The 25,500-nt window shown below is 68.9% G+C and carries 24 protein-coding genes; 10 read left to right on the forward strand and 14 right to left on the reverse strand.

All coding sequences use genetic code 11. The annotated features are described in order from the left end of the window. Positions 1–27: 27 nt before the first annotated feature. The 3 genes from ACFPZ3_RS60410 to ACFPZ3_RS60420 all read right to left on the reverse strand — a co-directional run bounded on the left by ACFPZ3_RS60410 (position 28) and on the right by ACFPZ3_RS60420 (position 2,988). Positions 28–798 carry a carbohydrate ABC transporter permease gene (locus tag ACFPZ3_RS60410; protein ID WP_379523565.1) on the reverse strand — a complete coding sequence of 257 codons (771 nt, stop codon included), beginning with the start codon at positions 796–798 and terminating at the stop codon, positions 28–30. A 79-nt stretch (positions 799–877) separates the two neighbouring features. Continuing rightward, entirely contained in the window at positions 878–1,840 is a 963-nt protein-coding gene (locus tag ACFPZ3_RS60415) for a carbohydrate ABC transporter permease (RefSeq protein ID WP_379523493.1), read from the reverse strand. Positions 1,841–2,034: 194 nt separating this feature from the next. After that, positions 2,035–2,988 (reverse strand): LacI family DNA-binding transcriptional regulator, encoded by a 954-nt coding sequence (locus ACFPZ3_RS60420; protein WP_379523494.1) that lies wholly within the window; start codon positions 2,986–2,988, stop codon positions 2,035–2,037. A 180-nt stretch (positions 2,989–3,168) separates the two neighbouring features. Here ACFPZ3_RS60420 and ACFPZ3_RS60425 point away from each other — a divergent pair, with 180 nt between their 5' ends. Genes ACFPZ3_RS60425 through ACFPZ3_RS60440 form a run of 4 tightly spaced genes read left to right on the forward strand, consistent with a single transcriptional unit; the run spans position 3,169 to position 7,923 of the window. Then, entirely contained in the window at positions 3,169–4,062 is an 894-nt protein-coding gene (locus ACFPZ3_RS60425; RefSeq protein ID WP_379523495.1) for an NAD-dependent epimerase/dehydratase family protein, read from the forward strand. After that, positions 4,059–4,931 (forward strand): 5-dehydro-4-deoxyglucarate dehydratase, encoded by an 873-nt coding sequence (locus ACFPZ3_RS60430; protein ID WP_379523496.1) that lies wholly within the window; start codon positions 4,059–4,061, stop codon positions 4,929–4,931. The genes ACFPZ3_RS60425 and ACFPZ3_RS60430 overlap by 4 nt, the downstream gene beginning before the upstream one ends. Next, positions 4,928–5,980 carry a mandelate racemase/muconate lactonizing enzyme family protein gene (locus ACFPZ3_RS60435; RefSeq protein ID WP_379523497.1) on the forward strand — a complete coding sequence of 351 codons (1,053 nt, stop codon included), beginning with the start codon at positions 4,928–4,930 and terminating at the stop codon, positions 5,978–5,980. The genes ACFPZ3_RS60430 and ACFPZ3_RS60435 overlap by 4 nt, the downstream gene beginning before the upstream one ends. Then, on the forward strand, positions 5,980–7,923 hold the full coding sequence (locus tag ACFPZ3_RS60440; protein ID WP_379523498.1) for a DUF6807 family protein: 1,944 nt from the start codon (positions 5,980–5,982) through the stop codon (positions 7,921–7,923). The genes ACFPZ3_RS60435 and ACFPZ3_RS60440 overlap by 1 nt, the downstream gene beginning before the upstream one ends. A 6-nt stretch (positions 7,924–7,929) precedes the next feature. On the opposite strand, the gene ACFPZ3_RS60445 is transcribed toward ACFPZ3_RS60440, so the two are convergent. After that, positions 7,930–8,619, reverse strand: a complete 690-nt coding sequence (locus ACFPZ3_RS60445; RefSeq protein WP_379523499.1) for a TetR family transcriptional regulator — start codon at positions 8,617–8,619, stop codon at positions 7,930–7,932. 109 nt (positions 8,620–8,728) lie between these two features. Here ACFPZ3_RS60445 and ACFPZ3_RS60450 point away from each other — a divergent pair, with 109 nt between their 5' ends. Genes ACFPZ3_RS60450 through ACFPZ3_RS60475 form a run of 6 tightly spaced genes read left to right on the forward strand, consistent with a single transcriptional unit; the run spans position 8,729 to position 16,137 of the window. Then, positions 8,729–10,348 (forward strand): ABC transporter substrate-binding protein, encoded by a 1,620-nt coding sequence (locus ACFPZ3_RS60450; RefSeq protein ID WP_379523500.1) that lies wholly within the window; start codon positions 8,729–8,731, stop codon positions 10,346–10,348. Next, a complete protein-coding gene (locus tag ACFPZ3_RS60455; protein WP_379523501.1) occupies positions 10,345–11,283 on the forward strand; it encodes an ABC transporter permease in 939 nt (312 codons plus the stop codon). The genes ACFPZ3_RS60450 and ACFPZ3_RS60455 overlap by 4 nt, the downstream gene beginning before the upstream one ends. Further along, entirely contained in the window at positions 11,276–13,162 is a 1,887-nt protein-coding gene (locus ACFPZ3_RS60460) for a dipeptide/oligopeptide/nickel ABC transporter permease/ATP-binding protein (RefSeq protein WP_379523502.1), read from the forward strand. The genes ACFPZ3_RS60455 and ACFPZ3_RS60460 overlap by 8 nt, the downstream gene beginning before the upstream one ends. Continuing rightward, a complete protein-coding gene (locus tag ACFPZ3_RS60465; protein ID WP_379523503.1) occupies positions 13,152–14,129 on the forward strand; it encodes an ABC transporter ATP-binding protein in 978 nt (325 codons plus the stop codon). The genes ACFPZ3_RS60460 and ACFPZ3_RS60465 overlap by 11 nt, the downstream gene beginning before the upstream one ends. 14 nt (positions 14,130–14,143) lie before the next feature. After that, positions 14,144–15,367: an acyl-CoA dehydrogenase family protein gene (locus tag ACFPZ3_RS60470; RefSeq protein WP_379523504.1), complete on the forward strand. Its 1,224-nt coding sequence runs from the start codon at positions 14,144–14,146 to the stop codon at positions 15,365–15,367. Positions 15,368–15,375: 8 nt separating this feature from the next. After that, the gene (locus tag ACFPZ3_RS60475; protein ID WP_379523505.1) at positions 15,376–16,137 is read left to right on the forward strand and encodes a class I SAM-dependent methyltransferase; all 762 of its coding nucleotides are present in this window, start codon (positions 15,376–15,378) and stop codon (positions 16,135–16,137) included. 244 nt (positions 16,138–16,381) lie between these two features. On the opposite strand, the gene ACFPZ3_RS60480 is transcribed toward ACFPZ3_RS60475, so the two are convergent. From ACFPZ3_RS60480 to ACFPZ3_RS60525, 10 genes are all read right to left on the reverse strand, one after another. Continuing rightward, positions 16,382–17,038 carry a response regulator transcription factor gene (locus tag ACFPZ3_RS60480; protein ID WP_379523506.1) on the reverse strand — a complete coding sequence of 219 codons (657 nt, stop codon included), beginning with the start codon at positions 17,036–17,038 and terminating at the stop codon, positions 16,382–16,384. Then, a complete protein-coding gene (locus tag ACFPZ3_RS60485) occupies positions 17,035–18,339 on the reverse strand; it encodes a sensor histidine kinase (RefSeq protein WP_379523507.1) in 1,305 nt (434 codons plus the stop codon). The genes ACFPZ3_RS60480 and ACFPZ3_RS60485 overlap by 4 nt, the downstream gene beginning before the upstream one ends. Before the next feature lie 76 nt (positions 18,340–18,415). After that, entirely contained in the window at positions 18,416–18,694 is a 279-nt protein-coding gene (locus ACFPZ3_RS60490) for a hypothetical protein (RefSeq protein WP_379523508.1), read from the reverse strand. 997 nt (positions 18,695–19,691) lie between these two features. Beyond that, positions 19,692–20,297 carry a DUF6879 family protein gene (locus ACFPZ3_RS60495; RefSeq protein WP_379523509.1) on the reverse strand — a complete coding sequence of 202 codons (606 nt, stop codon included), beginning with the start codon at positions 20,295–20,297 and terminating at the stop codon, positions 19,692–19,694. Positions 20,298–20,678: 381 nt separating this feature from the next. Continuing rightward, the gene (locus ACFPZ3_RS60500; protein WP_379523510.1) at positions 20,679–21,464 is read right to left on the reverse strand and encodes a DUF6891 domain-containing protein; all 786 of its coding nucleotides are present in this window, start codon (positions 21,462–21,464) and stop codon (positions 20,679–20,681) included. A gap of 62 nt (positions 21,465–21,526) precedes the next feature. Further along, positions 21,527–22,366: a polyphosphate polymerase domain-containing protein gene (locus tag ACFPZ3_RS60505; protein WP_379523511.1), complete on the reverse strand. Its 840-nt coding sequence runs from the start codon at positions 22,364–22,366 to the stop codon at positions 21,527–21,529. A gap of 50 nt (positions 22,367–22,416) precedes the next feature. Next, complete coding sequence (locus tag ACFPZ3_RS60510) at positions 22,417–22,956, reverse strand: DUF4956 domain-containing protein (protein WP_379523566.1); 540 nt, start codon at positions 22,954–22,956, stop codon at positions 22,417–22,419. Between the two features lie 87 nt (positions 22,957–23,043). Further along, entirely contained in the window at positions 23,044–23,706 is a 663-nt protein-coding gene (locus ACFPZ3_RS60515; protein WP_379523512.1) for a response regulator transcription factor, read from the reverse strand. Then, positions 23,703–25,106, reverse strand: coding sequence for a sensor histidine kinase (locus ACFPZ3_RS60520; protein WP_379523513.1), 1,404 nt, complete (start codon positions 25,104–25,106; stop codon positions 23,703–23,705). The genes ACFPZ3_RS60515 and ACFPZ3_RS60520 overlap by 4 nt, the downstream gene beginning before the upstream one ends. An 18-nt stretch (positions 25,107–25,124) precedes the next feature. Further along, positions 25,125–25,460: a hypothetical protein gene (locus ACFPZ3_RS60525; protein ID WP_379523514.1), complete on the reverse strand. Its 336-nt coding sequence runs from the start codon at positions 25,458–25,460 to the stop codon at positions 25,125–25,127. Between the last annotated feature and the right edge of the window lie 40 nt (positions 25,461–25,500).

The raw sequence follows: 25,500 nt of genomic DNA on the forward strand, positions 1-25,500 counted from the left end.
GGTGTTCTCTGTTGGGGGGTGGAGGAACTACTTCAGTCCCGTGGTGGCGACACCACGGATCAGGTATTTCTGGCCTGCCAGGAAGAAACCGAAAATGGGGCCGAGCGCGATGATCGACATGGCGAACATCGGACCCCACGACGAATCGCTACTGGCGTCCAAGAACGTGCGCAACGCTACCGTCACGGTGAAGTTGTCGGGGTTGTTGAGATAGAGGAGTTGGCTGAGGAAATCGTTCCAGGTCCAGATGAACGTGAAGATCGCGGTCGTGGCCAGCGCCGGGACGCACAGCGGCATGACGACCCTCATGAAGATCCGCCAATAACCGGCGCCGTCGATCTCCGCGGCCTCGTCCAGTTCGCGCGGCAGCGTACGGATGAACTGCACCATCAGGAAGATGAAGAACGCGTCCGTGGCCAGGATCTTCGGCAGGACCAGCGGCCAGATCGTGTTGATCATGTCGAGCTTCGAGAACATGATGTACTGCGGCACGATCGTCACGTGGTGCGGCAGCATGATCGTGCCCAGCATGAGCGCGAACCAGAGCTTCTTCAGCGGGAAGTTGAGCCGGGCGAAGGCGTAGGCGGCCAGCGAGCAGGCCACCAGGTTCGCGATCACCGACAGTCCCGTGAGCACCGCGGAGTTCCACAGGTAATAACCGAAGGGGTGCTTGAGCGCGTACCAGCCCTCGGTGTAGTTCTCCAGTGTGACCTGGCTGGGCCACAGTCCGGGCTGCCGGAAGATCAGCTCCTCCGGCTTGAGCGAGCTGGAGATCATCCAGAACAGCGGGTAGAGCATGATCAGGCCGAAGCCGATCAGCAGGATGTGTTTGGCCACGGTTCCGCCCCTGAACGGACGGAACAGGGCCGGGACCGGCCTACTTGGTGTCGCCATAGAAGACCCAATACTTGGAAGCGAGGAAGTTCACCCCGGTCAGTCCGGCGATGATCAACAGCAGGATCCAGGCCATCGCCGCGGCGTAGCCCATGTCGTAGCTCTTGAAGCCCTGCAGATACAGGTAGAGCGTGTAGAAGAGCGTGGAGTCGGCGGGGCCGCCCCTTCCACCGCTCACGATGAACGCCTGGGTGAACGACTGGAACGACTTGATGAGCTCCAGCACCAGGTTGAAGAAGATGATCGGCGTCAGCAGCGGCAGAGTGATCGAGCGGAACCTGCGCAGCGGCCCGGCCCCGTCCACCGCGGCGGCCTCGTAGTAGCTGGCCGGGATCTGGCGCAGCCCCGCGAGGAAGATGATCATCGGGGCGCCGAAGGTCCACACGTGGAGCAGGATCAGCGTGCTCAGCGCCGTGTCGGGGTCGCCCACCCACCCGGGGCCCTCGATGCCGAAGACCGCTAGCACCGCGTTGACCAGGCCGTCGGCGCCGAAGACCTTGCGCCACAGGATCGCGATCGCGACGCTACCGCCCAGCAGGGAGGGCAGGTAGAAGATCGAGCGGTAGATGGGCAGGCCGCGCAGCCCCCGGTCGAGCACCAGGGCCAGCGCGAGCGCGAAGGCCAGTTGCAGCGGGACCGAGACGATCACGTAGATGGTGGTCACCTTCAGCGAGGCCAGGAACCTCGGGTCCTCGGTGAACATCCTGGTGTAGTTGTCGAACCCGACCCACTTGGCCTCCTCCAGGAGGCTGTAGTCGGTGAACGACAGGTACAGGGAGGCGAAGATCGGGCCGATCGTGATGACGAGCAGGCCGACGAACCAGGGGGCCAGGAAGAGGTAGGCGGCGCGTGCCTCTCGGCGGGACCGTTTCGTGGAGCGGTGACCACCACGTACGGGCTCCTTCGCCGTGTGGGGGGGTTTCACCGCCACCGAAACTTCAGTCATCACGGACCTTCCGGCAAGAAGTGAATGGATAGCGCTTTCCTATAGCTGGGGGGAAAGTTCCGTCAACCCTTTGCAGGCGTTACATAGCCGTTACCGATATATCGCCACGGCATTTTCCCAGCTAACAAGCGTGTCCACCCGAGAAGTCAGATGAATTTCGATCCGGTTTAGTACAACCGTTTGCAGCTTTGAGGCTATCGCGGAGCAGCGGTGGAGTCCCTGATGACGAGCCGGGTCTCCAGCGAGGTGGTGGCGCTCACCTCCTGGATGAGCAGATCGACCGCCAGCCGGCCGGCCGCGGCCGTGGGCATGGCGACCGTGGTGAGCTTCGGGCGGTTCAGCCGGCCGGGGACGATGTCGTCTATCCCGATCACGCTCATGTCCTCGGGCACGCTCATCCCGAGGTCGCCGAGCCCTTCGATGAGCCCGATGGCCACCAGGTCGTTGTAGGCGAGCAGGCCGGTCACCCCGGAGTCCCGCACGCGGGTCGCCGCGGCGTACCCGCCCCGCTCGGTGGGCGCGTTGGGGCCGACGACGACGAGGTCGACGCCCGGCACCTGTTCGGCGGCCGTGCGGATCTCGGCGCTCGTCCACGACCCGGCGGGCCCCGACACCAGCGCCACGCGGGTGTGGCCGAGCCCGGCCAGGTGCTCGACCGCCAGCCTGGCCCCGTGGCCGACGTCCATCAGCACGGTGGCCGCGCCGCGCAGCCGCCGGTTGATCACCACGAACGGCACCCGCTCGGCCAGCCGTTCGAGAGCCTTGTTGGACGAGCGCGGGCTGCACAGCACCACTCCGTCCACCTGCTTGGAGAAGGCCTGGACCAACTCCTCCTCGGCGGCCGGCTCCTCGTCGGTGTCGGCCACGAACAGGTGGTAGTCGCGCTGCCTGGCCGCCGAGTGGGCGGCCTTGATCAGCGGCGGGAAGAACGGGTTGGCGATGTCGGCCACGATCAGGCCGATGTTGTGGGTACGCCCGGTCGTGAGCGCCCTGGCCGCCCGGTTGGGCCGGTATCCCAGCTCCTCCGCCACCGTCAGCACCCTGGAGCGGGTCGCGGCGTTCACCATGTGCGGCGCGGAGAACGTCCTGGACACCGTCGACACATGCACGCCGGACGCCCTGGCCACATCACGAATCGTCACTGTCACAGCCGCCCACCCTAACGCAACCGCTTGCAGGACCAATGAGTACGATGAAAGCGCTTGCCGCACGACCCACCCGGGAACCCCCAGCTAGACGGCCGGTGACGAAATCGCCTCTTGACGCCTCACCCTTCCTGACACAAAGGTTTAGTGCAACTGTTTGCAGTCTTGAAGGAGCCCCTCACGGTGAGCAAAGTCCTCGTCACCGGAAGCGCAGGACGCCTCGGCCGCAGCGTGGTCAGCACGCTCGCGGCGGCCGGGCACGAGGTGATCGGCGTCGACCGCGTCCCCGGGACACCGGCGGAGGCGGCCGTCACGTTACCGGCCGACCTCACCGACACGGGTGAGACATTCGAGGTGATCGCCAGGTTCCGGCCGGAGTCGGTGATTCACCTGGCCGCGATCGCCACGCCGTTCAGCTTCCCTGAATCGGTGATTTTCAAGGTCAACACGCAACTCGCGTTCAACGTGTGCGAGGCGTCGGTGGCCCTGGGTGTGCCAGGTGTGGTGGTGGCCAGCAGCCCCACCGTCATGGGGTACGGCGCCCCCGGCGGCTGGGCGCCCGAATATCTGCCCATCGACGAAGAGCACCCGGTCCGCCCCTGGAACGCCTACAACCTGTCCAAGGTCACGGCCGAGCAGACGATGAAGGCGTTCGCCCGGGCGGGGAGCACGAAGATGGCCGCGGTGCGGCCGTGCTTCGTCATCCCGCCAGAAGAATGGGCGGGCGCGCCCACGCAGTCAGGGCACACGGTGGCCGAACGGCTCGACCAGCCCGAGCTGGGCGGGGTGTCGCTGTTCAACTACATCGACTCCCGCGACGCCGCGGAGATGATCGCCATGCTCTCCGAGGCGCTGCCCGAGTTGCCCAACGGCGAGGTCTTCTTCGCCGGGGCGGCCGACGCGCTGGCCAGGAAGCCGCTGGCCGAGCTGCTCCCCCAGGTCGTGCCCGGCACCGAGCCGTTCGCGTCCGGATTGACCGGCACCACCCCCGCCTTCTCGACCGCCAAGGCGGAGCGACTGCTCGGCTGGCAGCCCAAGCGTTCCTGGCGTACCGAACTCAAGGAAGAATCCGAATGAATCTCAGCGGTGTCCTGTTCTTCCCCGTCACCCCCTTCGACGCCGACGGCGCGCTGTCCGAGCAGGTGCTGGCCGAGCACATCCGGCAGGGCATGGAGCACGGGCCAGGCGGCGTGTTCGTGGCGTGCGGCACCGGCGAGTTCTCGGCGCTGTCCGAGGCCGAGCACGCGCGGGCGGTGCGGGTGGCGGCCGAGGTCGTGGACCGCCGGGTGCCGGTGCTGGCGGGCGCGGGCGGGCCGATCGGCGCGGCGCTGAACCAGGCGCGGGCCGCTCGGGAGGCGGGCGCGGACGGGCTGCTGCTCATGCCGCCGTACCTGTCGCAGGGACCCCTGCATGGCTTTGAGGCTTATGTACGGGCGGTGGCCGAGGTGCTGCCGGTGATCGTCTACCAGCGCGGCTCGGTGGTGCTCGAACCGGAGGCCGTGGTGGCGCTGGCCGGCCTCCCCGGCGTGATCGGGCTCAAGGACGGCCTGGGCGACATCGACCGGATGCAGCGGACCGTGCTCGCCGTGCGCGAGGTGTACCCGGACTTCCTGTTCTTCAACGGGCTGCCGACGGCGGAGCTGACCATGCCCGCCTACCGGGGCATCGGCGTGGAGCTGTACTCCAGCGCGGTGTTCGCGTTCGCGCCGGAGATCGCGCTGGCCTACCTGAACGGCGAGGAGCGGCTGCTCACCGAGTTCTACGCCCCCCTCGTACGCCTGCGCGGCAAGGTCCCCGGCTACCCGGTCTCCCTGGTCAAGGCCGGTGTCCGGCTGCGCGGCCTGGACGTGGGCACCGTCCGCCCGCCGCTGGTGGAGGTGACCGAGGAGCACCTGGAGGAGCTGGGGGCGCTGATCAAGACCGGGCTGGAACTGGCGGCGTCATGACGATCGCGGACCTGCGTACCGAGTTGCGCACCGCCCCGCTGCCGCGCCCCTGGGGCGAGGACGTGCCCGCCAACCACGTGATCGTCACCCACGTCACGCTGAAGGACGGGCGCACCGGCACCGGGTTCTCCTGGACGCCGCAGATCGGCGCGCACGCCGTCAAGGCCCTGCTCGACCACGACCTGCGCGAGGCGCTGATCGGGCTGCCCGCCCACCCCGAGGTGGTGTGGGACCGGCTGTGGCGGCACCTGCGCGAGGCGGGACCCGGCGGGATCACCACGATCGCGCTGGCCGGGATCGACCTGGCGCTGTGGGACCTGCGCTGCGGCGGCGACGCGCTGCCCGACGTGCTGGGGCGGCGGCGCGAGGAGCTCCCGGTCTACGGCAGCGGCGTCAACCTGCACTACCCGCTGGAGGAGCTGGTCGAGCAGGCCAGGCGCTGGGTGGCGGCCGGGTACCGGGGCGTCAAGATCAAGGTGGGCCGTCCCGACCTGGCCGAGGACGTGGCGCGGGTGGCCGCGGTCCGCGAGGTGATCGGCCCCGACCGGCTGCTGATGATCGACGCGAACCAGCGCTGGGACCTGCACAGGGCCCGGCGGGCGCTGGCCGCGCTGCGCGAGTTCGGCCTGCACTGGATCGAGGAGCCGCTGCCCGCCGACGACGTGGCCGCGCACGTGGAGCTGCGCCGCTCCATCGACGTGCCGGTCGCGGTCGGCGAGAACGTCTACACCACCTACGGCTTCCGCGACCTGCTGACCGCGGGGGCGTGCGACGTGGTGCAGCCGAACGTGGTGCGGGTCGGCGGCATCACGCCGTTCCTGCGGATCGTGGAGCTGGCCAGGACGTATGACGTGCCGGTGTACCCGCACCTGCTGAGCGAGGTGTCGGGACAGCTCGCCCTGGCCCTGCCGCTGCCGGTCATGGTGGAGGACGTGGAGGACGCCTCGTTCGCGCGGCTGGGGCTGCTGGCGGAGCCGTACCCGGTGGAGATCTCGGGCGGGGTGCTGCGCTCGGGCGGGCACGCCGGGCTCGGGCTGAGGTGGTCGTGATGGCGCCCGTCAAGGTCGTGCTGGCGGGGGCCGAGGGGCACGGCAGGCACCACCTGGGCATCCTGCGCGGGATGGTCGAGCGCGGCGTGGTCGAGCTGGCCGGGATCTGCGACCTGCGGCCCGTGGAGGTGGACTTCGGCTCGCCCATGCAGTCGTCCGACCTGGGCGAGCTGATCGCCAAGACCGGCGCGGAGATCACGATCATCTGCACGCCGATCAACACGCACGCCGACCTCGCGGTGGCCGCGCTGCGCGCCGGCTCGCACCTGCTGCTGGAGAAGCCGCCCGCGCCAAGCCCCGAGGAGCACCGCAGGATCGCCGCGGCGGTCGAGGAGACCGGGCTGGCCTGCCAAGTCGGCTTCCAGTCCCTCGGCTCCGCGGCCATCCCAGCCGTACGTGAGCTGATCGCGAGCGGGGCCATCGGGAACGTGCGCGGCATCGGCGGCTGGGGCGCCTGGCACCGCCCGTCGGCCTACTTCACCCGCTCGCCGTGGGCGGGCAAGCGCCGGCTGAACGGCGTGGACGTGATGGACGGCGCGCTGACGAACCCGTTCGCGCACGCCATCGCGACCGCGCTGGCCCTGGCCGACGGCCCGATCGCGGAGATCGAGACCGAGCTGTACCACGCCCATCCGATCGAGTCTGACGACACCTCCTGCGTGCGCCTGCGGCTGGAGAACGGGTTCACGATCACGATGGCGGCGACGCTGTGCGCGCCCTACGCGGAGCCCACACCATCGAACGCGCGCGGCGAGGCTCACCTGGTCGTGCACGGCGACGCGGGCCGGGCCACGCTGGTGTACACGCATGACCGGCTCACGGTGGAGCTGCCCGACGGCTCGGTCACGACGACCGCGCACGATCGGGTGAACCTGCTCGACAACCTCATCGACCACGTCCGCACGGGCGCCGAGCTGCTGGCGCCGCTCGCCGGCACCGAGCGGTTCACGCAGGTGCTGGACGCGATCAGGCTGGCGCCAGAGCCGGCGCCGATCCCCGAACGGCATCAGATCGTGGAACGGGATGCCGCGGGCGAGGTCGTGGGCCGGGTGCTGCCCGGCGTGGCCGAGCTGACCCGGCGCAGCGCGCGGGAGCTGGCGCTCTACTCCGAGCTCGACGTCCCGTGGACGCGGGTGGAGCTGCTGGTCTCGGGCCAGGCGGTGGCCGCCTACGAGAGGCGTCCCGACCTGCCCGCCACCGACTCGCCCCGCCCGTACCTGCATCGGGTGCGCACTCTCGGCGGGGTGGAGGTCACCGAGGTCCGTCCCGAGGACCACGTGCACCACCTCGGCGTCGGCGTGGCGATCTCCGACCTGGGCGGGGCGAACTTCTGGGGCGGCCGCTCCTACGTCAGGGACCAGGGTCCCACGTGGCTGGACAACCACGGGAGACAGCGGCACGTGGCCTTCACCGACCTGGGCGACGGCGGCTTCATCGAGCATCTGGAGTGGATCGGCCCCGGCGGCGCGCTGGCCCGCGAGGAGCGCACGGTCACCGCCAGGCCGGTGGGCGAGGCCTGGGCGCTGGACTTCGCGTTCACGCTCACCAACCTGACCGGCGCGCCGCTGGAGATCCACAGCTCGGCCACCAAGGGCCGGGCGGGCGCGGGCTACGGCGGCTTCTTCTGGCGCGCGCCCGGCACCTCCACCGCCAGGGTCACGCTGCCCGGCGACGAGGAGGCCGTGCACGGCAGCCGGGAGCCCTGGGTGGCCATGTCGGGCACCACGCCGGACGGCCGGGACTGGACCCTGGTCTTCGTCCAGGCGGACGGCGATCCGTGGTTCGTGCGGGTGGCCGAGTATCCGGGGGTGGGCCAGGCGCTGGCCTGGGACACGCCGCTGCTCCTCGACACCACGCTGACCAGGCGGATCGTCACCGTCGTCGCGGACGGAAGGCTGACCGAGGGGGAGGTGTCCGCGCTGGCCGCCGGCGTGGGACTCTGAGCGAAGTCATCCTGGATCTGGACGGCCTCCGCGTTGCGGGCCGGCCGAAGGCTCGCCGGCGGGCTTGCCCGAGGTGGACCTGAGCAGCCGGAGCGCACCTCTCGACAGGGCCGTCAGGATGTCGGCGGCCTCGTCCAGATCGGGGTAGCGCCCCTCCAGGTGCCCCATCGCCAGCGCGTTGGTGGCCGCGTTGATCCCCTCGGCGATCATCTCCAGCCGCTGCCTGTCCCGCTCGTTGTCGGCCGTGTAGCCGAGCGCGGCCAGGTCGGCGGCGTGATGGTCGCGATAGGCCGCCGCCGTCTCCACGGCGAAGTCCCGTAGCGAGGACGAGGGGTCGTGCCGCGCCCTGAGCTGGATGCGCAGCAGCTCGGGGTGCCGGCAGATGGACTCCAGCGGGATGCGGAACGTCTCGCGGTGCCGTTCGAGGTCGTCCGGGGCCTCGCGGGCCTTGCGCCGCGCCTCCCGCATCGACCCGCGCAACCGCTCGCCGCCCTCCTCGGCGAGCACCCGCAGCAGCTCCTGCCTGTCCTTGAAGTGCACGTAGAAGCTGGACTGCGCGATCCCGGCGGCCTTGGCCACCTTGACCGTGGTCAGACCGGCCTCGCCCTCCTCGTCCAGGATCTCCAGCGCGGCGCGGATGAGCCTGCGTCTGGTCAGGTCCTTGGCCTCGCTCCGGCTGAGCGGCGTGCTCGTCATCGCTCCCCCTCCCTCCTCGTAACGATTGTCTCGCGGCACTTGTGCGGAATTTCACCGATAGTACTATCGGTGAAATTGCTCTCGGGGGGATCTGCCGGGAGGAGATGTGATGAAACGCTGGAGAACGCCGGCCACATTGTTGCTGGCCTCGCTGGTCATGCTGGCCTGCAGTGGTCAGCGGCCGGTCGCGGCACCGCAGTCGAGCGCGCCCGCGACGGGGCCCGCCCAAGGTGGACGGCTGGTCTACGCGCTCAGCGCGGACGCCAACGGATTCAACCCGATCACCGACCAGTTCGCGGCGCAGAGTTACAGCATGACGACTCCGATCATCGAACCGCTGGTGGCCGTGGCCGCCGACGGCGAGTGGAAGCCGTACCTGGCCGAGTCGATCACCCCTAACAAGACCTACGACGAGTGGACGATCAAGGTCAGGTCGGGCATCTCGTTCTCTGACGGCATCTCCCTGACCGGTGACATCGTCAAGGCCAACCTGGAGGCGCAGAAGGTCTCGCCGCTGACCGCGGCGGTGTTCGTCCCGATCAAGTCGTTCGAGCTGGCCGACCCGATGACCGTCAAGGTCAAGCTGAACCAGCCGTGGGTGCCCTTCCCCTACTACCTGGCCCTGCAGAACGGCATGATCGTCCCGCCCTCCTCGCTCGCCGACCCCAAGACGGCCAGCCTCAAGCCGGTGGGCACCGGGCCGTTCATCTTCAAGGAGTACGTGCCGGACAACCGCATGGTCGTCACCCGTAACCCGCATTACTGGCGGCAGGGCCTGCCCTACCTGGACGAGATCGAGTTCAGGATCCTGCCCGACAGCCAGACCAGGGCCCAGACCCTCGAAGCGGGCGGGGTGGACGCCATGGGGACCTCCCGTGACGAGGACCTGACCAAGTTCGGCGCGATGAAGGACACCTACACCGTGCACCGGGCGCAGGGCATGGCCGTCGCCGAGTACATGTTCCTGCTCAACACCGCCGTGGCCCCGCTCGACGACGTACGGGTGCGCAGGGCCATGGCCTACGCCACGGACCGCAAGACCGTCATCTCGACCCTGCGCGGCGGGCTCACCGAGCCGGCCGACGGCCCCTGGTCGAAGGACTCCAAGTGGTACGCCCCCGGCGGCTACCCCGACTACGACCCGGCCAAGGCCGCGGCCCTGGTCAAGGAGGTGGAGGCGGAGAAGGGCCCGATCCGCTTCGAGCTGATCTCCACTCCCGACCCGAACACCATGCAGGGCGTGGAGCTGGCCCAGGACATGTGGCGCAAGGCCGGCATCGAGGTGTCGATCAAGCAGGCCGACCAGGCCGACCTGATCAACCGCGCCATCACCGGCAACTTCTCCGCCACCGTGTGGACCCAGTTCTCCGCCCAGGACCCCGACGGCGAGTACATCTGGATGCACCAGGGCTACGCCAAGCCCGTCGGCGCCATATCGCTCAACATGACCAGGCTCAAGGACGACAAGCTGAGCAAGGCCCTCGACGCCGGGCGGATGAACCCCGACGAGGCCGCCCGCAAGGCGGCGTACGCCACCGTGCAGGAGCGGCTGCGCGACCAGGTCCCGTACGTGTTCATCGACCACCTCAGCACCGGCGCCATCATCGCCAAGACCAAGGTGCGGGGCATCGGGGAGCACGTGCTGCCCGACGGCGAGAAGGGGCTGCCGCTGAGCGGCTCACCCATCCCGTTCCACCCGTTCGCCCAGCTCTGGGTCAGCGAACGGTGATCGTCGTCCACCGGCTGGTCCGGCTCCTGTTGGTGCTGGTCGTGGTGACCTTCCTCTCCTTCGTCCTGCTCAACCTGCTGCCCGGCGACCCGCTGACGCAGATCCTGGGCCTGTCGGCGACCGAGGAGGCCCGCGCGCAACTCCGCCAGGAGCTCGGGCTGGACCAGCCACTGCTCGTGCGTTACCTCGACTGGCTCGGCGGGCTTGCCACCGGCGACTTCGGCACCTCCTACATCACGAGGATGCCCGTCGGCGCGGAGCTGGCCGAGCGGCTGCCGGTCACCCTGGAGCTGCTGGTCGTCGCGCAGATCATCGCGCTCGGGCTGGCGATCCCGGTGGGCGTGGCCGCCGCCCGGCGCGCCGGTCGCGCCCTCGACCAGGTGCTCACCGCGCTCAGCTTCGCGTTGTTGTCCACGCCCGTCTTCGTGCTCGGCGTGGTGCTGATCCTGCTGTTCGCGGTCACCTGGCACGTGGTGCCCGCGACCGGCTGGACGCCCATCTCGCTCGACCTGGGCTGGAACCTCACGTCCGTGATCCTGCCGGCGATCACGCTGGGGTGCGGGCAGCTCGCCGTCTACGCGCGGCTGCTGCGTACCGACATGATCGCCACCCTCCAGGAGGACTACATCACGCTGGCGCGCGCTCGCGGGCTGTCGCCGCGCCGCATCGTGTGGCGGCACGCGCTGCGGCCCTCGGCGATCACGCTGATCACGGCCATCGGGCTCAACCTGGGCGCGCTCATCGGCGGCACAGTGATCATCGAAACCCTCTTCGGCCTGCCCGGCGTCGGGCGGCTCATCGTCGACTCCATCTTTTCCCGCGACTACCTGGCGGTTCAGGGAGGCGTCGTGCTGATCTCGGTCGGCTATGTGGTGGTCAATTTCGTGGTGGACCTCGTGTACGCCGCCGTCGATCCCAGGATCCGGCGTGCGTAGGAGACTCGGGCTCGGATTCTGGCTGGCGGCCGGCTGGATCGGGCTGATTCTGCTCGCCGCGCTCCTGGCCGACGTCCTGCCGATCGGCCGCTACGACGAGACGCTGGCCGGGCCGCCCCAGTCGGGGCCCAGCGCGGCGCACCCGTTCGGCACCGACGGCCTCGGCCGCGACGTGCTCGGCAGGGTCGTGTACGGCGCCCGCGTCTCCCTCGGCGTCGGCGTCGGCGCCGTCCTGCTCGGCCTGGGCATCGGCGCGCCGCTCGGCATCCTGGCCGGGTACCGGCGGCGGGCCGCGGACGCAGTGATCATGGCGTTCAACGACGTGGCGCAGGCGTTCCCCGCGCTGGTGTTCGCGCTGGCCGTGGTGGCCTTCGCCGGGGCGAACCTGCGCAACGTGCTGATCGTCCTCGGCGTGCTCGGGGTGCCCTCCTGGGTACGCCTCATCCGGGGCGCCACCCTCACCTTCGCCGAGCGCGAGTTCGTGCTGGCCGCCCGCGTCCTGGGCACCCGCGACCGGCGGATCCTGTGGCGCGAGATCGTGCCGAACGTGGCCGTTCCCGCGGCTTCGTACGCCTTCATCGGCATGGCCGTGGTCGTGGTCGCCGAGGGCAGCCTGGCCTTCCTGGGCCTGTCCGTCCAGGCGCCCACGCCGACCTGGGGCGGCCTGATCAACGAGGGCCGCACCCTCATGGAGACCGCGCCGCACGTGGTGCTGGCCCCCTCGATCGTCATGTTCCTGACCGTGTTGTCGTTCAACCTGGTGGGCGACCGGCTGCGGTCCATGACGGACGTGCGTGAGAGTGGCCTGGAGCCGGTCCGCCAGGCCGCCGCCCCCGCCATTCCCGCCGCCACCCACCCGATCCGCGACGTCCTCCTGCAGGCAGAGGACCTGCGTACGCACTTCGTCACGCCGCGCGGCCTGGTCAAGGCCGTGGACGGGGTCTCCTTCACCCTCGAACGCGGCAAGACGCTGGCCATCGTGGGCGAGTCGGGGTCGGGCAAGTCCATGCTGATCCGCACGATCCTCGGCCTGCTGCCCGGCACCTCGGTGCGGGGCGGGAACGTGTACCTGTCCGGCGAAGATCTGACCACCTACACCCCCGCCGAGATGCGCTCCGTCCTCGGCCTCAAGCTCGGAACCGTGTTCCAGGACCCGATGACCGCGCTGAACCCGGTCCGCACCATCGGCACCCAGGTGACCGAACCCCTCCGGGTGCACCTGCGCATGAGCCGCAAGCAGGCCCGCCAGGAGGCCGTGCGGCTGCTGGCCTCGGTCGGCATCCCCGACCCCGTACGCACGTTGCGCCGCTACCCGCACCAGCTCTCCGGCGGGATGCGGCAGCGGGTGACGATCGCGATGGCGCTGTCGTGCCGCCCCGACGTGTTGTTCGCCGACGAGCCCACCACGGCGCTCGACGTGACGATCCAGGACCAGGTGCTGCGGTTGCTGCACCGGCTGCGCGAGGAGCGCGACATGGCCGTGGTGCTGATCAGCCACGACCTGTCCGTGGTCGCGCGGTGGGCCGACGAAGTGATCGTCATGTACGCCGGGAAGGTGGTCGAGCGGGGCCCCGCGGCCGAGGTGTTCGCGCGGGCGCGGATGCCGTACACGGAGGCTCTCCTCCAGGCCGCGCCCCGCCTCACGGACCCCGTCCACCACCGCCTGCGCGTCATCCCCGGCCGCCCGCCCGACCTGGTGGACCTCCCGCAGGGGTGCGCGTTCCGCGCGCGGTGCGCCTACGCGCGTGAGCGGTGCTCGCACGAGGCTCCGCCCCTGTTCGAGGACGGCCACCACCAGTACGCCTGCTGGTTCCCCAGAGATCCCACCGAGGCTGCTCAGAAGAACGTCACCGAAGGGGCTGAGACCAGTGGCCGGTAGCGGAAGTGCTCACCTCCGTCCCCGTGACGAGGTGCTGCTGCGGGTGGAGGATCTGGTCGTGGAGTTCCCCGCGGGCCGCGGCCGTATCGTCAGAGCGGTGTCGGGGGTGAGCTTCGACCTGGCGCGCGGTGAGACGCTGGGCATCGTCGGCGAATCAGGCTGCGGCAAGTCCAGCGCCGCCCGCGCCCTCGTCCAGCTCCCCCCGCCCCGCTCGGGCTCCGTCCGGCTCGACGGCGTGGAGCTGACCGCCCTGCGCGGCGAGGCCCTGCGCAAAACGCGCCAGCGCCTCCAGATGATCTTCCAGGACCCCATCTCCTCCCTCAACCCCCGCCGCCGCGTCCGCGACATCGTCGGCGAGGGCCCGCGCGTGTGGAACCTCCCGGACGACCGGGTGGACGAGGTGCTGGAGGCGGTCGGGCTCGATCCGGCGACGGCGGCGGTACGCCGGCCGCACGAGTTCTCCGGCGGGCAGTGCCAGCGCATCTCGATCGCCAGGGCCCTGATCCTCGACCCGGAGGTGGTGATCTGCGACGAGCCGGTCTCAGCCCTCGACGTCTCCGTACAGGCCCAGATCCTCGGCCTGCTGGAGGACCTCAAGGCCCGTTACCGGCTCACGCTCGTCTTCATCGCCCATGACCTGGCCGTGGTGAAGAACGTCAGCGACCGGATCATGGTCATGTACCTGGGCAAGGTGTGCGAGCTGGCGCCGGGCGCCGAGCTGATCAGCCGTCCGGCGCACCCGTACACCAGGGCGCTCATCGCCTCGATCCCCGGCGGCGGCATGGACCTGCCTCCCGCCGACACGCTGATCAGCGGCGAGCCTCCGTCCCCGGTCAGCCCGCCCACCGGATGCCGCTTCCGTACCCGCTGCCCTCGGGCGGCGGCACGTTGCGCCGACGAAGAACCCCAGATCAGGCAGATCGGCGAGGACCACTGGCTGGCCTGCCACTACCCAGCGGATTCATAAGGAGTAACACCAGCATGGCCATCGATTTCACCCTTGCCCCGGAGCACGAGGAGATCCGCAAGCGGATCCGTACCTTCATCCAGGGCACGGTCGTTCCCGCCATGGAGGACCTGAAGGAGGGCGAGCGCGACGAATACCTCCGCGTGATCTTCCACCTCCGCTCCCTCGCCAAGGAGGAGGGCCTTTGGCTGCCGCACATGCCGAAGGAGTGGGGCGGCATGGGCCTGGGTCATGTGGAGCTGGCCATGGTGCAGTCGGAGGCGGCCAAGACCCGCATCGGCCCGTGGGTGCTCAACTGCCAGGCCCCCGACGAGGGCAACATGCACACCCTCCTCCATTGGGCCACCGACGAGCAGAAGGAAACCTACCTCCGCCCCCTTCTCGACGGGCGGCAGATGTCCTGCTTCGCCATGACCGAGCCGGAGGTGGCGGGCTCCGACCCCACCCTGATCCGCACCGAGGCGGTCCAGGACGGCGACGAGTGGATCATCAACGGCCACAAATGGTTCATCTCCAACGCCCGGCGGGCCAACTTCGCCATCCTCATCGCCAGGACCGAGCCGGACGTGCCGGAGGGCTCGCGCGGCGCCAACACCGCCTTCCTCATCGACCTGCCCAACCCGGGCTGGAACGACGTGCGCGAGGTGGAGACCATGCACGGCTCCACCGGCCACAGCGAGATCGTCATCAAGGACCTGCGCGTGCCCGACAGCGCCATCCTCGGCGGGCGCGGCAACGGCCACCGTCTGGGCCAGTACCGCCTGGGCCCGGCCCGCCTGGCCCACTGCATGCGCTGGATCTCCCAGGCGGAAACGGCCCTGGACATGATGGTCGACCGGGCGCTCAACCGCTACAGCCACGGCTCCCTGCTGGCCGAGAAGCAGGGCATCCAGTGGCTGATCGCCGACTCGGCCATGGAGCTCTACCAGTGCAAGCTGATGGTCCTGCACGCGGCCTCCAAGATCGACAAGGGCGAGGACTTCCGTACGGAGGTGTCCATGGCCAAACACTTCGTGGCCAACAGCCTCAACCGCATCGTGGACCGGGCGATCCAGGTGCACGGGGCCCTCGGCTACTCGACGGACACGCCGCTGGCGAACATGTTCCAGCACGCCCGCTGGGCCCGCTTCGCCGACGGCGCCGACGAGATCCACCAGATGCGCATCGCGGAGCGCACCATCGCCGCCTACCAGGCGACCGGCTCGACCAACAGCGCCACCGGCGGCCTCCCCCTGTAATCCCAGGCATGACCTCTGAGGGCCTGTTCGCCGGGACGAGCGCGTTCTACGCGCGTTTCCGTCCCGGCTACCCGAAGGCGTTCTTCGACGACCTGATCCACCGTTTCTCCCTGGACGGCACCGGCCGGCTGCTGGACCTGGGCTGCGGAACCGGCCAGTTGACCATTCCCCTCGCCGGGCACGTCGAGCAGGCGATCGGGATGGACCCCGACCCGGACATGCTCACCGAGGCCGCGGCACTCTCCGAGGCCGGCAACCTCACCTGGGTCCACGGCGGCTCGGCGGACCTACCCGGTGATCTCGGGCGGTTCCGGCTGGTGACCATGGGCCGCTCGTTCCACTGGATGGACCGTACGCGGGCCCTGGAAGCGCTGGCCGGAATGGTGGAGGACGAGGGCGGCCTGGTGATCGCCAACGATGGTTGCCTGGCGCTGGCATACACGCCTTGGCGGCACGTCGTGGAAGACGTACAGAAGCGTTTCCTGGGCCCGCTTCCCGCCCGTTCAGGAACCGTGCGCGAGCCGCATGAGGCGGTGCTGGCCCGATCCCGGTTCCGGGACGTCACGCGGCTGGTGCACGAGTACGAGCGGACCTGGACCGTGGACCAGATCATCGGCTACCTGTACTCGACCTCGCTACCGCTCCGCCGCCTGCTGGCCGACCGCCGGCCCGCCTTCGAGCAGGCCCTCACCGACGCGCTCCTGGCAACCACCCCCGACAGCCACTTCACCGAACCCGTGACCCTGGAGGTCCTGACGGCCCACCCATAGACACCCGTCAGACCTACTCTGTCCGCGTCCTCAGGACGAGCACCCCCCGACTCTGTCCGCATCCTCACCGAGGCTGCCCCGTCTGCGTCCTCGGGACGACCAGCCCCCGGCGCTGTCCGCGCCTTCACCGGGGCTGCTCCATCTGCGTCCTCAGGACGACCAGCCCCCGGCGCTGTCCGCATCCTCACCGGGGCTGCTCCGTCTGCGTCCTCAGGACGACCAGCCCCCGGCGCTGTCCGCATCCTCACCGGGGCTGCTCCGTCTGCGTCCTCGGGACGAGTAGCCCCCGGTTGAACCCCTCGGTCACGGCAGAGGCGCGGTCGCTCACCCCGAGCTTGGCGTAGATGTTCATCATGTGGGACTTGATCGTGGCCTCGGTGATGAACAGCTTGGCCGCCGCCTCCCGGTTGGTGGCTCCGGCCGCCACGAGCTGGAGAACTTCGAGCTCCCGCTGGGAGAGCGGCCCCGCGCCCGACCCGCGCACCCGTTCCATCAGCCGCGCCGCCACCGTGGGTGCCAGCACCGCCTCCCCACGCGCCGCCGCTCGTACCCCACGCAGGAGCTCGTCGCGGGGAGCGTCCTTGAGCAGGTAACCGGTGGCACCCGCCTCGATCGCGGGCAGCACGTCACTGTCGGTGTCGTACGTGGTCAGCACCAGAACCCGCACCCCACTCCCCCTCCGTACCAACTCCCTCGTCGCGCTGACTCCATCCATGCCGGGCATCCGCAGATCCATCAGCACCACGTCCGGCCGCAACGCTTCGGCAACCCGGACCGCCTCAGCCCCATCGGCGGCCTCACCGACCACCTCGAACTCCGGATCCCGCGCGAACATGCTGCTCAAACCATCCCTGACCACCGGATGATCATCAACGATCACCAGCCTGATCGCCCCACTCATCCCGCCTGCACCTCCACAGGAACACAGGCCGAAACCCCCGTGCCGCCACCCGGCTCCGACTCCACCTGCAGTCTCCCCGACAACCCCTCGATCCGCTGCCGCATGGCGACCAGCCCGAACCCACCGCGATCCACCCGCACGCCATCGTCACCGCCCCCGAACCCACCGCGATCCACCCGCACGCCATCGTCACCGCCCCCGAACCCACCGCGATCCACCCGCGCACCATCGGCACCGCCCCCGAGCCGACCCGGATCGAATCCTCTGCCATCGTCCCGGACGTCCAGGGCGACTTCGTGCTCCAGGTACGACAAGGTCACCCCCACCCTGGTCGCGCCCGCGTGCTTGGCCACGTTCGCCAGCGCCTCCTGCGCGGTCCTGAGCAGGGCGACCTCCGTCTCCAGCGTCATCGGCCGCGCCGTACCGGTCGTCACGACCTCGACCGGTATCTCGTGCAGCGCCGACCAACGCCCGGCCACCCCCGCGAGCGCCTCGCTCAGCCGGGCCGTCTGCAGCGGTTCGGGACGCAACGCGTGCACCGACCTGCGCGCCTCCGACAGGCTCTCCACGGCCAACTTGATCGCCGCCTCGGTGTGCCTGCTCCGGCCCGCCGCGTCGTCACCGGCGTGCTCGGCCGCGCGCAGTTGGGTGATGATGCCGGTCAGCCCCTGCGCCAGGGTGTCGTGAATCTCCCGCGCCATCCGCTCCCGCTCATCATGCACACCGGCCTCCCTCGCGTGCGCCACCAGTTGCTCGTGGAGGGCCGCGTTCTCCGCCAGCGTCAGCTCCAGCCGGCGATTCGCCTCACGTGCCGCCTCCAGCGCCTGCTGACGCTCATCGAACTGCCGCCCGGCACGCCGAGCAAACCACTCGAAAGCACACATGGGCCCCACATTCACCAGCACGACGGCGATGTACGTGAGCAGACCCTCAAGCGTGTCCTTCTCCACCCCGTAGGCCTGAGCCGTGCCCGCCACCACCGCCACTGCCGCGACACCCGCCCGCCGCCACGGCGGCTGCAGCAGCCTGAACGCGTAGATATAGCCCGCGGGCGTGAAAAACCCGAACCACGGATCCCTGAGCACCAGCACCGCCATGACCGCGATCTGCCCCGCGAAGAACACCATCATCAACGGCGTCCGCCCGTGCCAGCCAGGATGCAACGTGACGAACCACAACATCCACCCCGCGATCAGCGCACACAGAACCAGATCGACCACCAGGGACGTCCCTGCCGACCACTTACTGATCACGGTGACGACGACCAGGAAGGCCAGCAGCCCGTACGGCACGACATTCATGGCCAAGGACCAGCGCGCCCTCCCACCACCCATCCGCACCCTCCCGTTCCTGGGGCCTGGCCGCACCAGCACCGTTCTACCCTCCAGCGAAGACCGACCGCAGGTACCCACCGTTCAGGATCGCGATGACCCCCACGAGAAGCACCCCGCAGACGCCCTGCTCAACCCTCATCCACGCCGGCAAGAACCCCGGCAGCGACACAAGAACCGCGATGGCCACCACCATGACCCCCGAGACGATCCTCAGCCGCAGGTAGGCCCGCCGCCGCCCCCTGGAGACCCCGACCACGAAGGCGAACATCACCAGGGAACTGACCGCGACGATCACACCCCGCACCCAGACCGTGTCGCTCACCAGCAAAGGATCACGCCGAAGCAGGTACGCGACCACCAGCGCAAGCACACTAAGGCCGACATAACCCCCAACAAGCACCTTCATAGTACGAAACGCCCTAAGGCTCCGCTCATGCCCCAACGCTTCATCAGACACCGGCGCAACAGCAGGACGCGAACCACGTTTCCCCACAACAGACCTTCTCTCCTTGGACACCCTCCAGCGTCGCAACGTCCCACCAGCTCACACATCCCCCAACCGCACGCCCATCCGGTTGATAAACCAACCAGCCAAACGGCTGACCCACCCCCCACCAATCGCCCGACAACACCACCCCCCGAACCAGCCACCCCACACGCCTTCGCCCCGCAACCCCACATGACTTCGCCCCCGCCCCACACGAGGTGCAGACAACAGCGCCCCTCACCCCAAACGAAGAGCAGACGACGGCCACCTTCGGCCGCAGGCGAAGAGCCCGCAGACGGTGACGTCCCGCAGAGTGGTGTAGTTCCTCCCCGACTCAGCCCTGTTTGCCCAGGTAGGCGGCGCACGGCGAGATCGTTGATCCACCACTCGGCGGGACACCGCCCCGCGCGGCGGCCGCCCGCCCCTCGGGGTCCTGAAGCGCAGCGCAGACGACCGCGCCCCTCGGGGTCCTAAAGCGCAGCGCAGACGACCGCGCCCCTTGAGGTCCTGCGGGGTCCCGCATGAAGCGCAGCGCGGACAACGGCGCCCCTCAACCCCAGACGACCGCCGCCCTGATCACCTCAACTAGCCCGGCAGAACAGCCGACCACCAAGAACCGGCTGCCACCGGAGCACCCCAGGCGCACATCCGCTCATCTGCGACGCCGACGCCCACAGAGCAGTGGGGTTTCTCGGCTCGTCCCTGACAGACAGCCGCACAACGGGATCATGGTCCGGGCACCCAACCGACCACGGCCCGTCCACACCCAACCGCCGCTCAGTGACCCACCGCCTCCGAGAAGACTCGACAGATGGGCACCACCCCGATCACCTCAAACGGTGACTCGAGGAGCGGGGAGCGGCACGATCTCCCGCTCGTAATACCCCCGAAAGTCCTCACCTGCGGCGAACATCTTGTCGAGCTCTCCCCGACAGGCGGCGATCACTTCCCGATCATCGATCCGCCGCGCCCCACTATGCGTCCCCGAGTCGTCGTACGTCACCTCGTACATCACCACAGTCCCGAGAACGACCAACTCCGGCAACCGCCGCCCCACCTCGATCTCGGCCACCTCACCGGCATCAAGCACCCGCACCTGCTCGGCGGTCGCAACCCTCAACGCCAGAACATGCATCTCCCACTGCAGGTAGGGCGTGACCGGCTGCTCAACGATCCGAATTCGCCGACGTACGAACCTCTCAGCAGAAGATGCGCCCTCCCCCACCGCACCACGCCCGTCGTCGATCAGCTTGAGCGAACGATCCCAATCGCCCTCCATCATCGCGACCCAGCTAGGCTCACCCGCCTGCCGAAAACTCTGGATCCGCTCAAGCTTCCAGAACACATCATCAATCTTCCGAAAGTTCGGCCAGAAGTCATCAAGATACTCATCCGCATCCAGCAAGACACCTGATATCTCATGAATGCGCTCAAGCATGAGGAATATCCCTTTTAGCCGCAGGCAGTACGTTCCGCCGAATAACTCCCAGGCATTTCACCCCGGGCCAATGAACCATCCGCCGGCAACCACTACTCAAAGTCGCTGGTCAAGTCCCTGCCTATCACCACGAAGTCCCCGTGTCGAGTTCCCCCAGGTCGCAGCAGGCGAGTCGACACAAACCCCCACCCCTCATCGCCCATCAGCCAAATCCCTGGTACGCCGCCGAAGCGCGACCCCTCCGCCCGCACCGGGCGCGGTAATGGACCGACTGGAGACCGCCGAGTACCTCGCACGCGGGGCGAGGTGACGTCCAGCAACAAGTCCCGACACCCCTGCGCTGACATGACCATCGGCTGATCCCTGCAAGCCTCACTGGCCTCAGGAGGCCTCACCGGCCTCAAGCTCACGGATGTCACCGACCCCACTGACGTCACCGATATCACGGACCTCACCAACGCCACCGACCTCGACCTCACCGAGCCCGCCGGCCTCTGGATGCTCGTCCTTCGGATACTCCGCCAACCATCCGAAGCGCCGCCGCTGCCAGTTCACCCTCACCCGGATGCGCTGCCGCGTATCCCCCATCCACTCAACATCCAGCCCACGCCGCCTCAGCACCCCAACAATCTCGATCCCGATCCCTTCATCACGCTCACCATCCCGACCACCCCACCCACCACGAACGCCCTCAACGCCCTCAACGCCCTCAAGATCATTAGGCCCAAAGGCGAGATAGACACCACCACCGTCAACCGCCAGCTCAGCATCCTGCTCGTGGTAGAAGACGTAACCCCGGGCCCAGGACAGCCCCTTGAGTTCCCGCCCCATCTCCCCAAGCCCACACGACAAGCAGCAGGTGTAGTGCTCCCGAGGCAAGATCCCCGCCATGGCCAGGTCCGCCATGGTCAGGCTCAACCGATCGCAGTCGGTGATCGGAGGCCAGTCGGCCTGCGCAGCGAGATGTCGGGCGAACTCCTGTACGGCGACCTCCCTGACGGTCTCCTCAAGGACTTCCGGATCCTCGATCTCGTCGTTCCAGGTCTCGATCACGCCTCTGACGATCTGCTCGAAGTCGCGACGCCCGACGGCCACCGCCACCCGAACCTCGTCGGTGATCTGCTCCAGGTCCGCTGCATCAATCAGCTGCCGCCTGTCGACGTCCATGGCCGATCACTATGCCAGCCCTCAACGACTACAGAGGGTAAAGCCTGTGGTCCCTGTGGCGGTCAGACCAACCCACCCACCTGGGGCTGCCATTCGCTTCGGCCATGGGCGCGGACTGGTCGCCGGGGGCTCGGGCGGTGAGCGAGATAGCGTTGCAGTACGGGGTGCCAGCGGTTGGCGGGCTGGTCCCGGAGTGCGGCGACCGCGAGGCAGTATTTGCTCACGTTCACCGGGCGAACGCCGATCCCGCGCAGCACCTTGTCGACCATCGCCTTCCCGTCCACCGACTTCGACTCCAGCAGGACCAGATCCCCGCGAGCCGGCGCACGTCGTTCGCCGTCACGGCACAGCAGGCCGGTGTCGCAGGTGAGGCGGGCCGCGCCGGATCGGTCGATGAGCGTCACCCGTTTGTAGTCGGTGGCCAGCACCGGTTCCAATGTCTCCGGCGCGATCAGGCGCAGCTCGCGGAGCAACGTGTCGCGTACGAAGTCCAGGGCCTCCCGCGTGAGCGTCTGGCTCCGCACGCCGTCATAGGGCATGCGGTGCTTGTCCGTGCTGCCCCGGGCGCCGTTGAGCTTGAGCTCCAGCCACTGGCCGCCCCCGTCGAGATAGGTACGGGTGCGGACCTTGAACCTGCGCCGCCGATCCTGGCGGTGCTGGTGGTAGGTGAGCAGGCCAGGAGTGTCGAAGTATGTGGAGGTGTAGCGGAACTGCCGCCGCCCTTCGATCTGCAACACGCAGAACCGGTCCCCCAACTCGGCGGCGAGTCTTGCCATGGTCGAGGACGTCACGATGTATTTGCAGTCCACCCGGCTCATCAGCTCCGGCACGTCCTCCAGCCCGATCGCCGACGCCCCTGCGGCCACCCCGGCAAGCAACGCATCCGCATACGGCTCGGTCATCGCCACCCTCCGAAGCCGATCCCCAACCTCTGCATCACGACCATCGCGCATCACCGCACCCCGATCCGTGCGTTCGGCGCCACGTAGCGGACGTCTACGACGGTTACGTCTCGTACGTAGTCGACGTGGGTGACCACGCAGTGCAGGACTCGGGCTCGCAGGCGGCTTTCCAGGTCCACGCGCAGCATGTCCGGGTCGGCGTGTACGACGTCCAGCGTCACGACCTGGTGGCGCGTGCGGCCGAGGAGGCCGGGATGGTCGGCGATGTACATCACCACGAGGAGCATCCCGTTCAGTAAGAGGGCTGTCATGGGCCAGGCGGCGGCGATGCCGTTGACCAGGCCCAGGACGATCGCGATGAAGTAGTAGGCGATCTCCTGCTGGGTGATCTCGCTGGAGCGCAGGCGGATGATGGAGAGCACGCCGAAGAGGCCGAAGCCGATGGCGATGTCGATCCGCTGCACCAGCAGCAGGGACACGACCGCGAAGATGCCCACGTTGAGCGCGATGTAGGCGAACAGCAGGTCACGGCGATGATGTCGCCGATAGTAGAGCCCGTAGGCGAGCACGATGATCGCCACGAGGTCCATCACCAGTCCGGATATCACGGCCGCTCCTTCTGTAGTGCCCTTGGTAATAGCTTGAGGGGGCGGGGTGAGGCGGCGGTGAGGTGACGATTAGGCGATTCTCATGCGGTAGCCGGTGCCCCGGACCGTCTCGATCCGGTCGGCTCCGATCTTGCGGCGCAGGTAGCGCACATAGACATCCACCACGTTGGAGCCGGGGTCGAAGTCGAACCCCCACACGTGGCTGAGCAACTGCTCCCGCGTCAGCACCTGGTCGGGGTGCCGGCAGAAGATCTCGGCGAGCGCGAACTCCCTGGTGGACAGGTCCACGGCCCGGTCACCGACATAGACCCGCCTGGTTCGCAGGTCGAGCGACAGATCGCACACCCGCAGCACGGTCACCTCGGGTGTGCGGTCGGCCCGCAGCCGCAACCGCACGCGGGCCAGGAGCTCCTCGAAGGCGAACGGCTTGGCGATGTAGTCGTCGGCGCCGCCCTCCAGCCCCGCGACCGTGTCGGTGACGCTGTCACGGGCGGTCAGGATGATCACGGGAATGGTCACCATCGACCCCCGCAACCGCCGCAACACCGTGAACCCGTCGCTCAGCGGCAGCCCGATGTCCAGGATGAGCAGGTCGAACCCGCCCGCGCTGGCCAGGTCGTAGGCCGCCATCCCATCGCCCACCACGGCGGTCACGAAGCCGTTGGCCCGCAGCCCCTTCTCCACGAAGGAAGCGATCCTGGCTTCGTCCTCGGCGATCAGAATCCGGTTCAATGCAGCCTCCACAGCTCCCACAGCGGAAGCGACATGACAAAACAGGCCCCGCCGCCCGAGGCCTCCGTCACTTTCACATTGCCTCCATGGGCTTGGGCGATGGATCTGACGATGGCCAGGCCGAGACCGGCCCCGTCGTGGGTTCCGGTGCGGCCGGCGCCGCGTACGAACCGGCCGAAGATCCGCTCACGCTCGGCGGGTGCGACGCCGGGGCCGCTGTCGCGTACCCACAGATCGACGTGGCCGTCGCGGACGGCGGAGCCGACGGCGATCAGGTCGTCGTCGGTGGTGTGGCGCACGGCGTTGGCCACGAGTTGCATGAGCGCCTGCGTGAGCCGATGCCGGTCGGCCGGCAGGCGCGCCTCGGCCACCTCGTCGACCCGCCACCGGCGCTCGCCGAGCGCGCGGGCCTTGGCGACCACGCTGACCGTGAGGTCGGCGAGCTCGACGTTGTCGAGCGCCAGGAACCCCGGCTGCTCGGCCTTGGCGAGGGTGAGCAGGTCGTCGACGATGCGGTTCATCCGGTCGAGCTCGTCGGTGACCAGTGCGAGGGTCTCGGCCCGGTCGTCCGGGTCGTCGCCCATGAGCTCCAGGTGACCGCGGATGACGGTGATCGGCGTGCGGAGCTCGTGACCGGCGTCGTCCATGAAGTGCTGCTGTATGACGAAGGCCTGCTCCAGCCGGTCGAGCATGTGGTTGAACGTGGCCGCCAGCGCCGCCACGTCGTCGTCGCCCGGCGCCTCGAGCCGGCGCGTCAGATCGGTGGAGTCGCTGATCTGCTCGGCGGTCTGCCTGACGAGCCGGACCGGCGCCAGCACCTGCCCCGCCACGAACCATCCGACCGTCCCCGCCAGCGCCATCGCCGCCAGCGCTGACAACCCGAGCACGCGCACCGCTTCCACGATCTCCGCGCGGTGCAGGTCGTAGAAGATCGCCACGACGAAGTGGCCCTGGCGTCGATCGCCGGACACCGACACCGGTATCACCGCGTACTGGACCGTTCCGCTGGCGGTCTCCATCTCCCGGCGATCCACCCGGGTCGCCGTGGCCATCCGGGCGACCAGCGCCTTGTCGGTGTCGATGGGGACGGGCGGCGGGATGAACGTGACCTTGTGGGCCTTCCCGTCGACGATGCTGAAGAAGGTCTCCCATCTGTCGGGCGCGTTGAGCTGCAGGTATCCGGTCATCAGCGCCGCGACGTCGGTAACCGGCCCTCCGGTACGCGGGTCGCGCGTGGTGTCGGCGTAGAGGCGGAGCTTGTCGACCTCGTTGCCCAGCTCGGCCTTCATGCGATCGTCGAGCCGAGCGAGCAGGATGGTCCAGGTCGCGAAGATCGCCACTGACAGGGCGAGGCCGACGACGGCGAGCATCCAGCCCACGATCCGGGCACGGGCGCTCATCCGCATGCGGCCACCCCATCAGTCATCGTCGTCGTCATCGTCGCCACCACCATCGTCGTCATCGTCGCCGCCCCCCGGTCTCGGGGAAGGCGGCTTGACCGGCTCGGCCTTCGTCTTGCGCGGCGCGGGGCGCTCGCCCTCACCCGGCTCCGCGCTCTTACCGGTCGAGCCGGCTCTGGGCGACGGCTCCGCGCTCCGCCCCATCGACGAGGTCGAGGCCGCCGGCGATCGCGAGACCACCACCGGCCCGCCCAGATCAGGCCCTTCGTCGGCCGCCCGCACCAGCTGAACCGACATGAACCCCGCCGCCGCCAGCCCCAGGACGAGGATGATCACCATGCCCCGATGTTTCATGAGCTAGACCATGACGCCCTTCGAGGAGACCACGCTGAAG

The sequence above is a fragment of the Nonomuraea insulae genome (assembly GCF_042656245.1).

Coding starts and splice junctions, on each gene's coding strand:
- ACFPZ3_RS60505 (WP_379523511.1), bottom strand. CDS start 22,366: ATGACCGAGCCGTATGCGGATGCGTTGCTTGCCGGGGTGGCCGCAGGG.
- ACFPZ3_RS60475 (WP_379523505.1), top strand. CDS start 15,376: ATGACCTCTGAGGGCCTGTTCGCCGGGACGAGCGCGTTCTACGCGCGT.
- ACFPZ3_RS60415 (WP_379523493.1), bottom strand. CDS start 1,840: ATGACTGAAGTTTCGGTGGCGGTGAAACCCCCCCACACGGCGAAGGAG.
- ACFPZ3_RS60440 (WP_379523498.1), top strand. CDS start 5,980: ATGGCGCCCGTCAAGGTCGTGCTGGCGGGGGCCGAGGGGCACGGCAGG.
- ACFPZ3_RS60520 (WP_379523513.1), bottom strand. CDS start 25,106: ATGAGCGCCCGTGCCCGGATCGTGGGCTGGATGCTCGCCGTCGTCGGC.
- ACFPZ3_RS60500 (WP_379523510.1), bottom strand. CDS start 21,464: ATGGACGTCGACAGGCGGCAGCTGATTGATGCAGCGGACCTGGAGCAG.
- ACFPZ3_RS60445 (WP_379523499.1), bottom strand. CDS start 8,619: ATGACGAGCACGCCGCTCAGCCGGAGCGAGGCCAAGGACCTGACCAGA.
- ACFPZ3_RS60525 (WP_379523514.1), bottom strand. CDS start 25,460: ATGAAACATCGGGGCATGGTGATCATCCTCGTCCTGGGGCTGGCGGCG.
- ACFPZ3_RS60495 (WP_379523509.1), bottom strand. CDS start 20,297: ATGCTTGAGCGCATTCATGAGATATCAGGTGTCTTGCTGGATGCGGAT.
- ACFPZ3_RS60435 (WP_379523497.1), top strand. CDS start 4,928: ATGACGATCGCGGACCTGCGTACCGAGTTGCGCACCGCCCCGCTGCCG.
- ACFPZ3_RS60430 (WP_379523496.1), top strand. CDS start 4,059: ATGAATCTCAGCGGTGTCCTGTTCTTCCCCGTCACCCCCTTCGACGCC.
- ACFPZ3_RS60510 (WP_379523566.1), bottom strand. CDS start 22,956: ATGGACCTCGTGGCGATCATCGTGCTCGCCTACGGGCTCTACTATCGG.
- ACFPZ3_RS60450 (WP_379523500.1), top strand. CDS start 8,729: ATGAAACGCTGGAGAACGCCGGCCACATTGTTGCTGGCCTCGCTGGTC.
- ACFPZ3_RS60410 (WP_379523565.1), bottom strand. CDS start 798: ATGCTCTACCCGCTGTTCTGGATGATCTCCAGCTCGCTCAAGCCGGAG.
- ACFPZ3_RS60470 (WP_379523504.1), top strand. CDS start 14,144: ATGGCCATCGATTTCACCCTTGCCCCGGAGCACGAGGAGATCCGCAAG.
- ACFPZ3_RS60480 (WP_379523506.1), bottom strand. CDS start 17,038: ATGAGTGGGGCGATCAGGCTGGTGATCGTTGATGATCATCCGGTGGTC.
- ACFPZ3_RS60485 (WP_379523507.1), bottom strand. CDS start 18,339: ATGAATGTCGTGCCGTACGGGCTGCTGGCCTTCCTGGTCGTCGTCACC.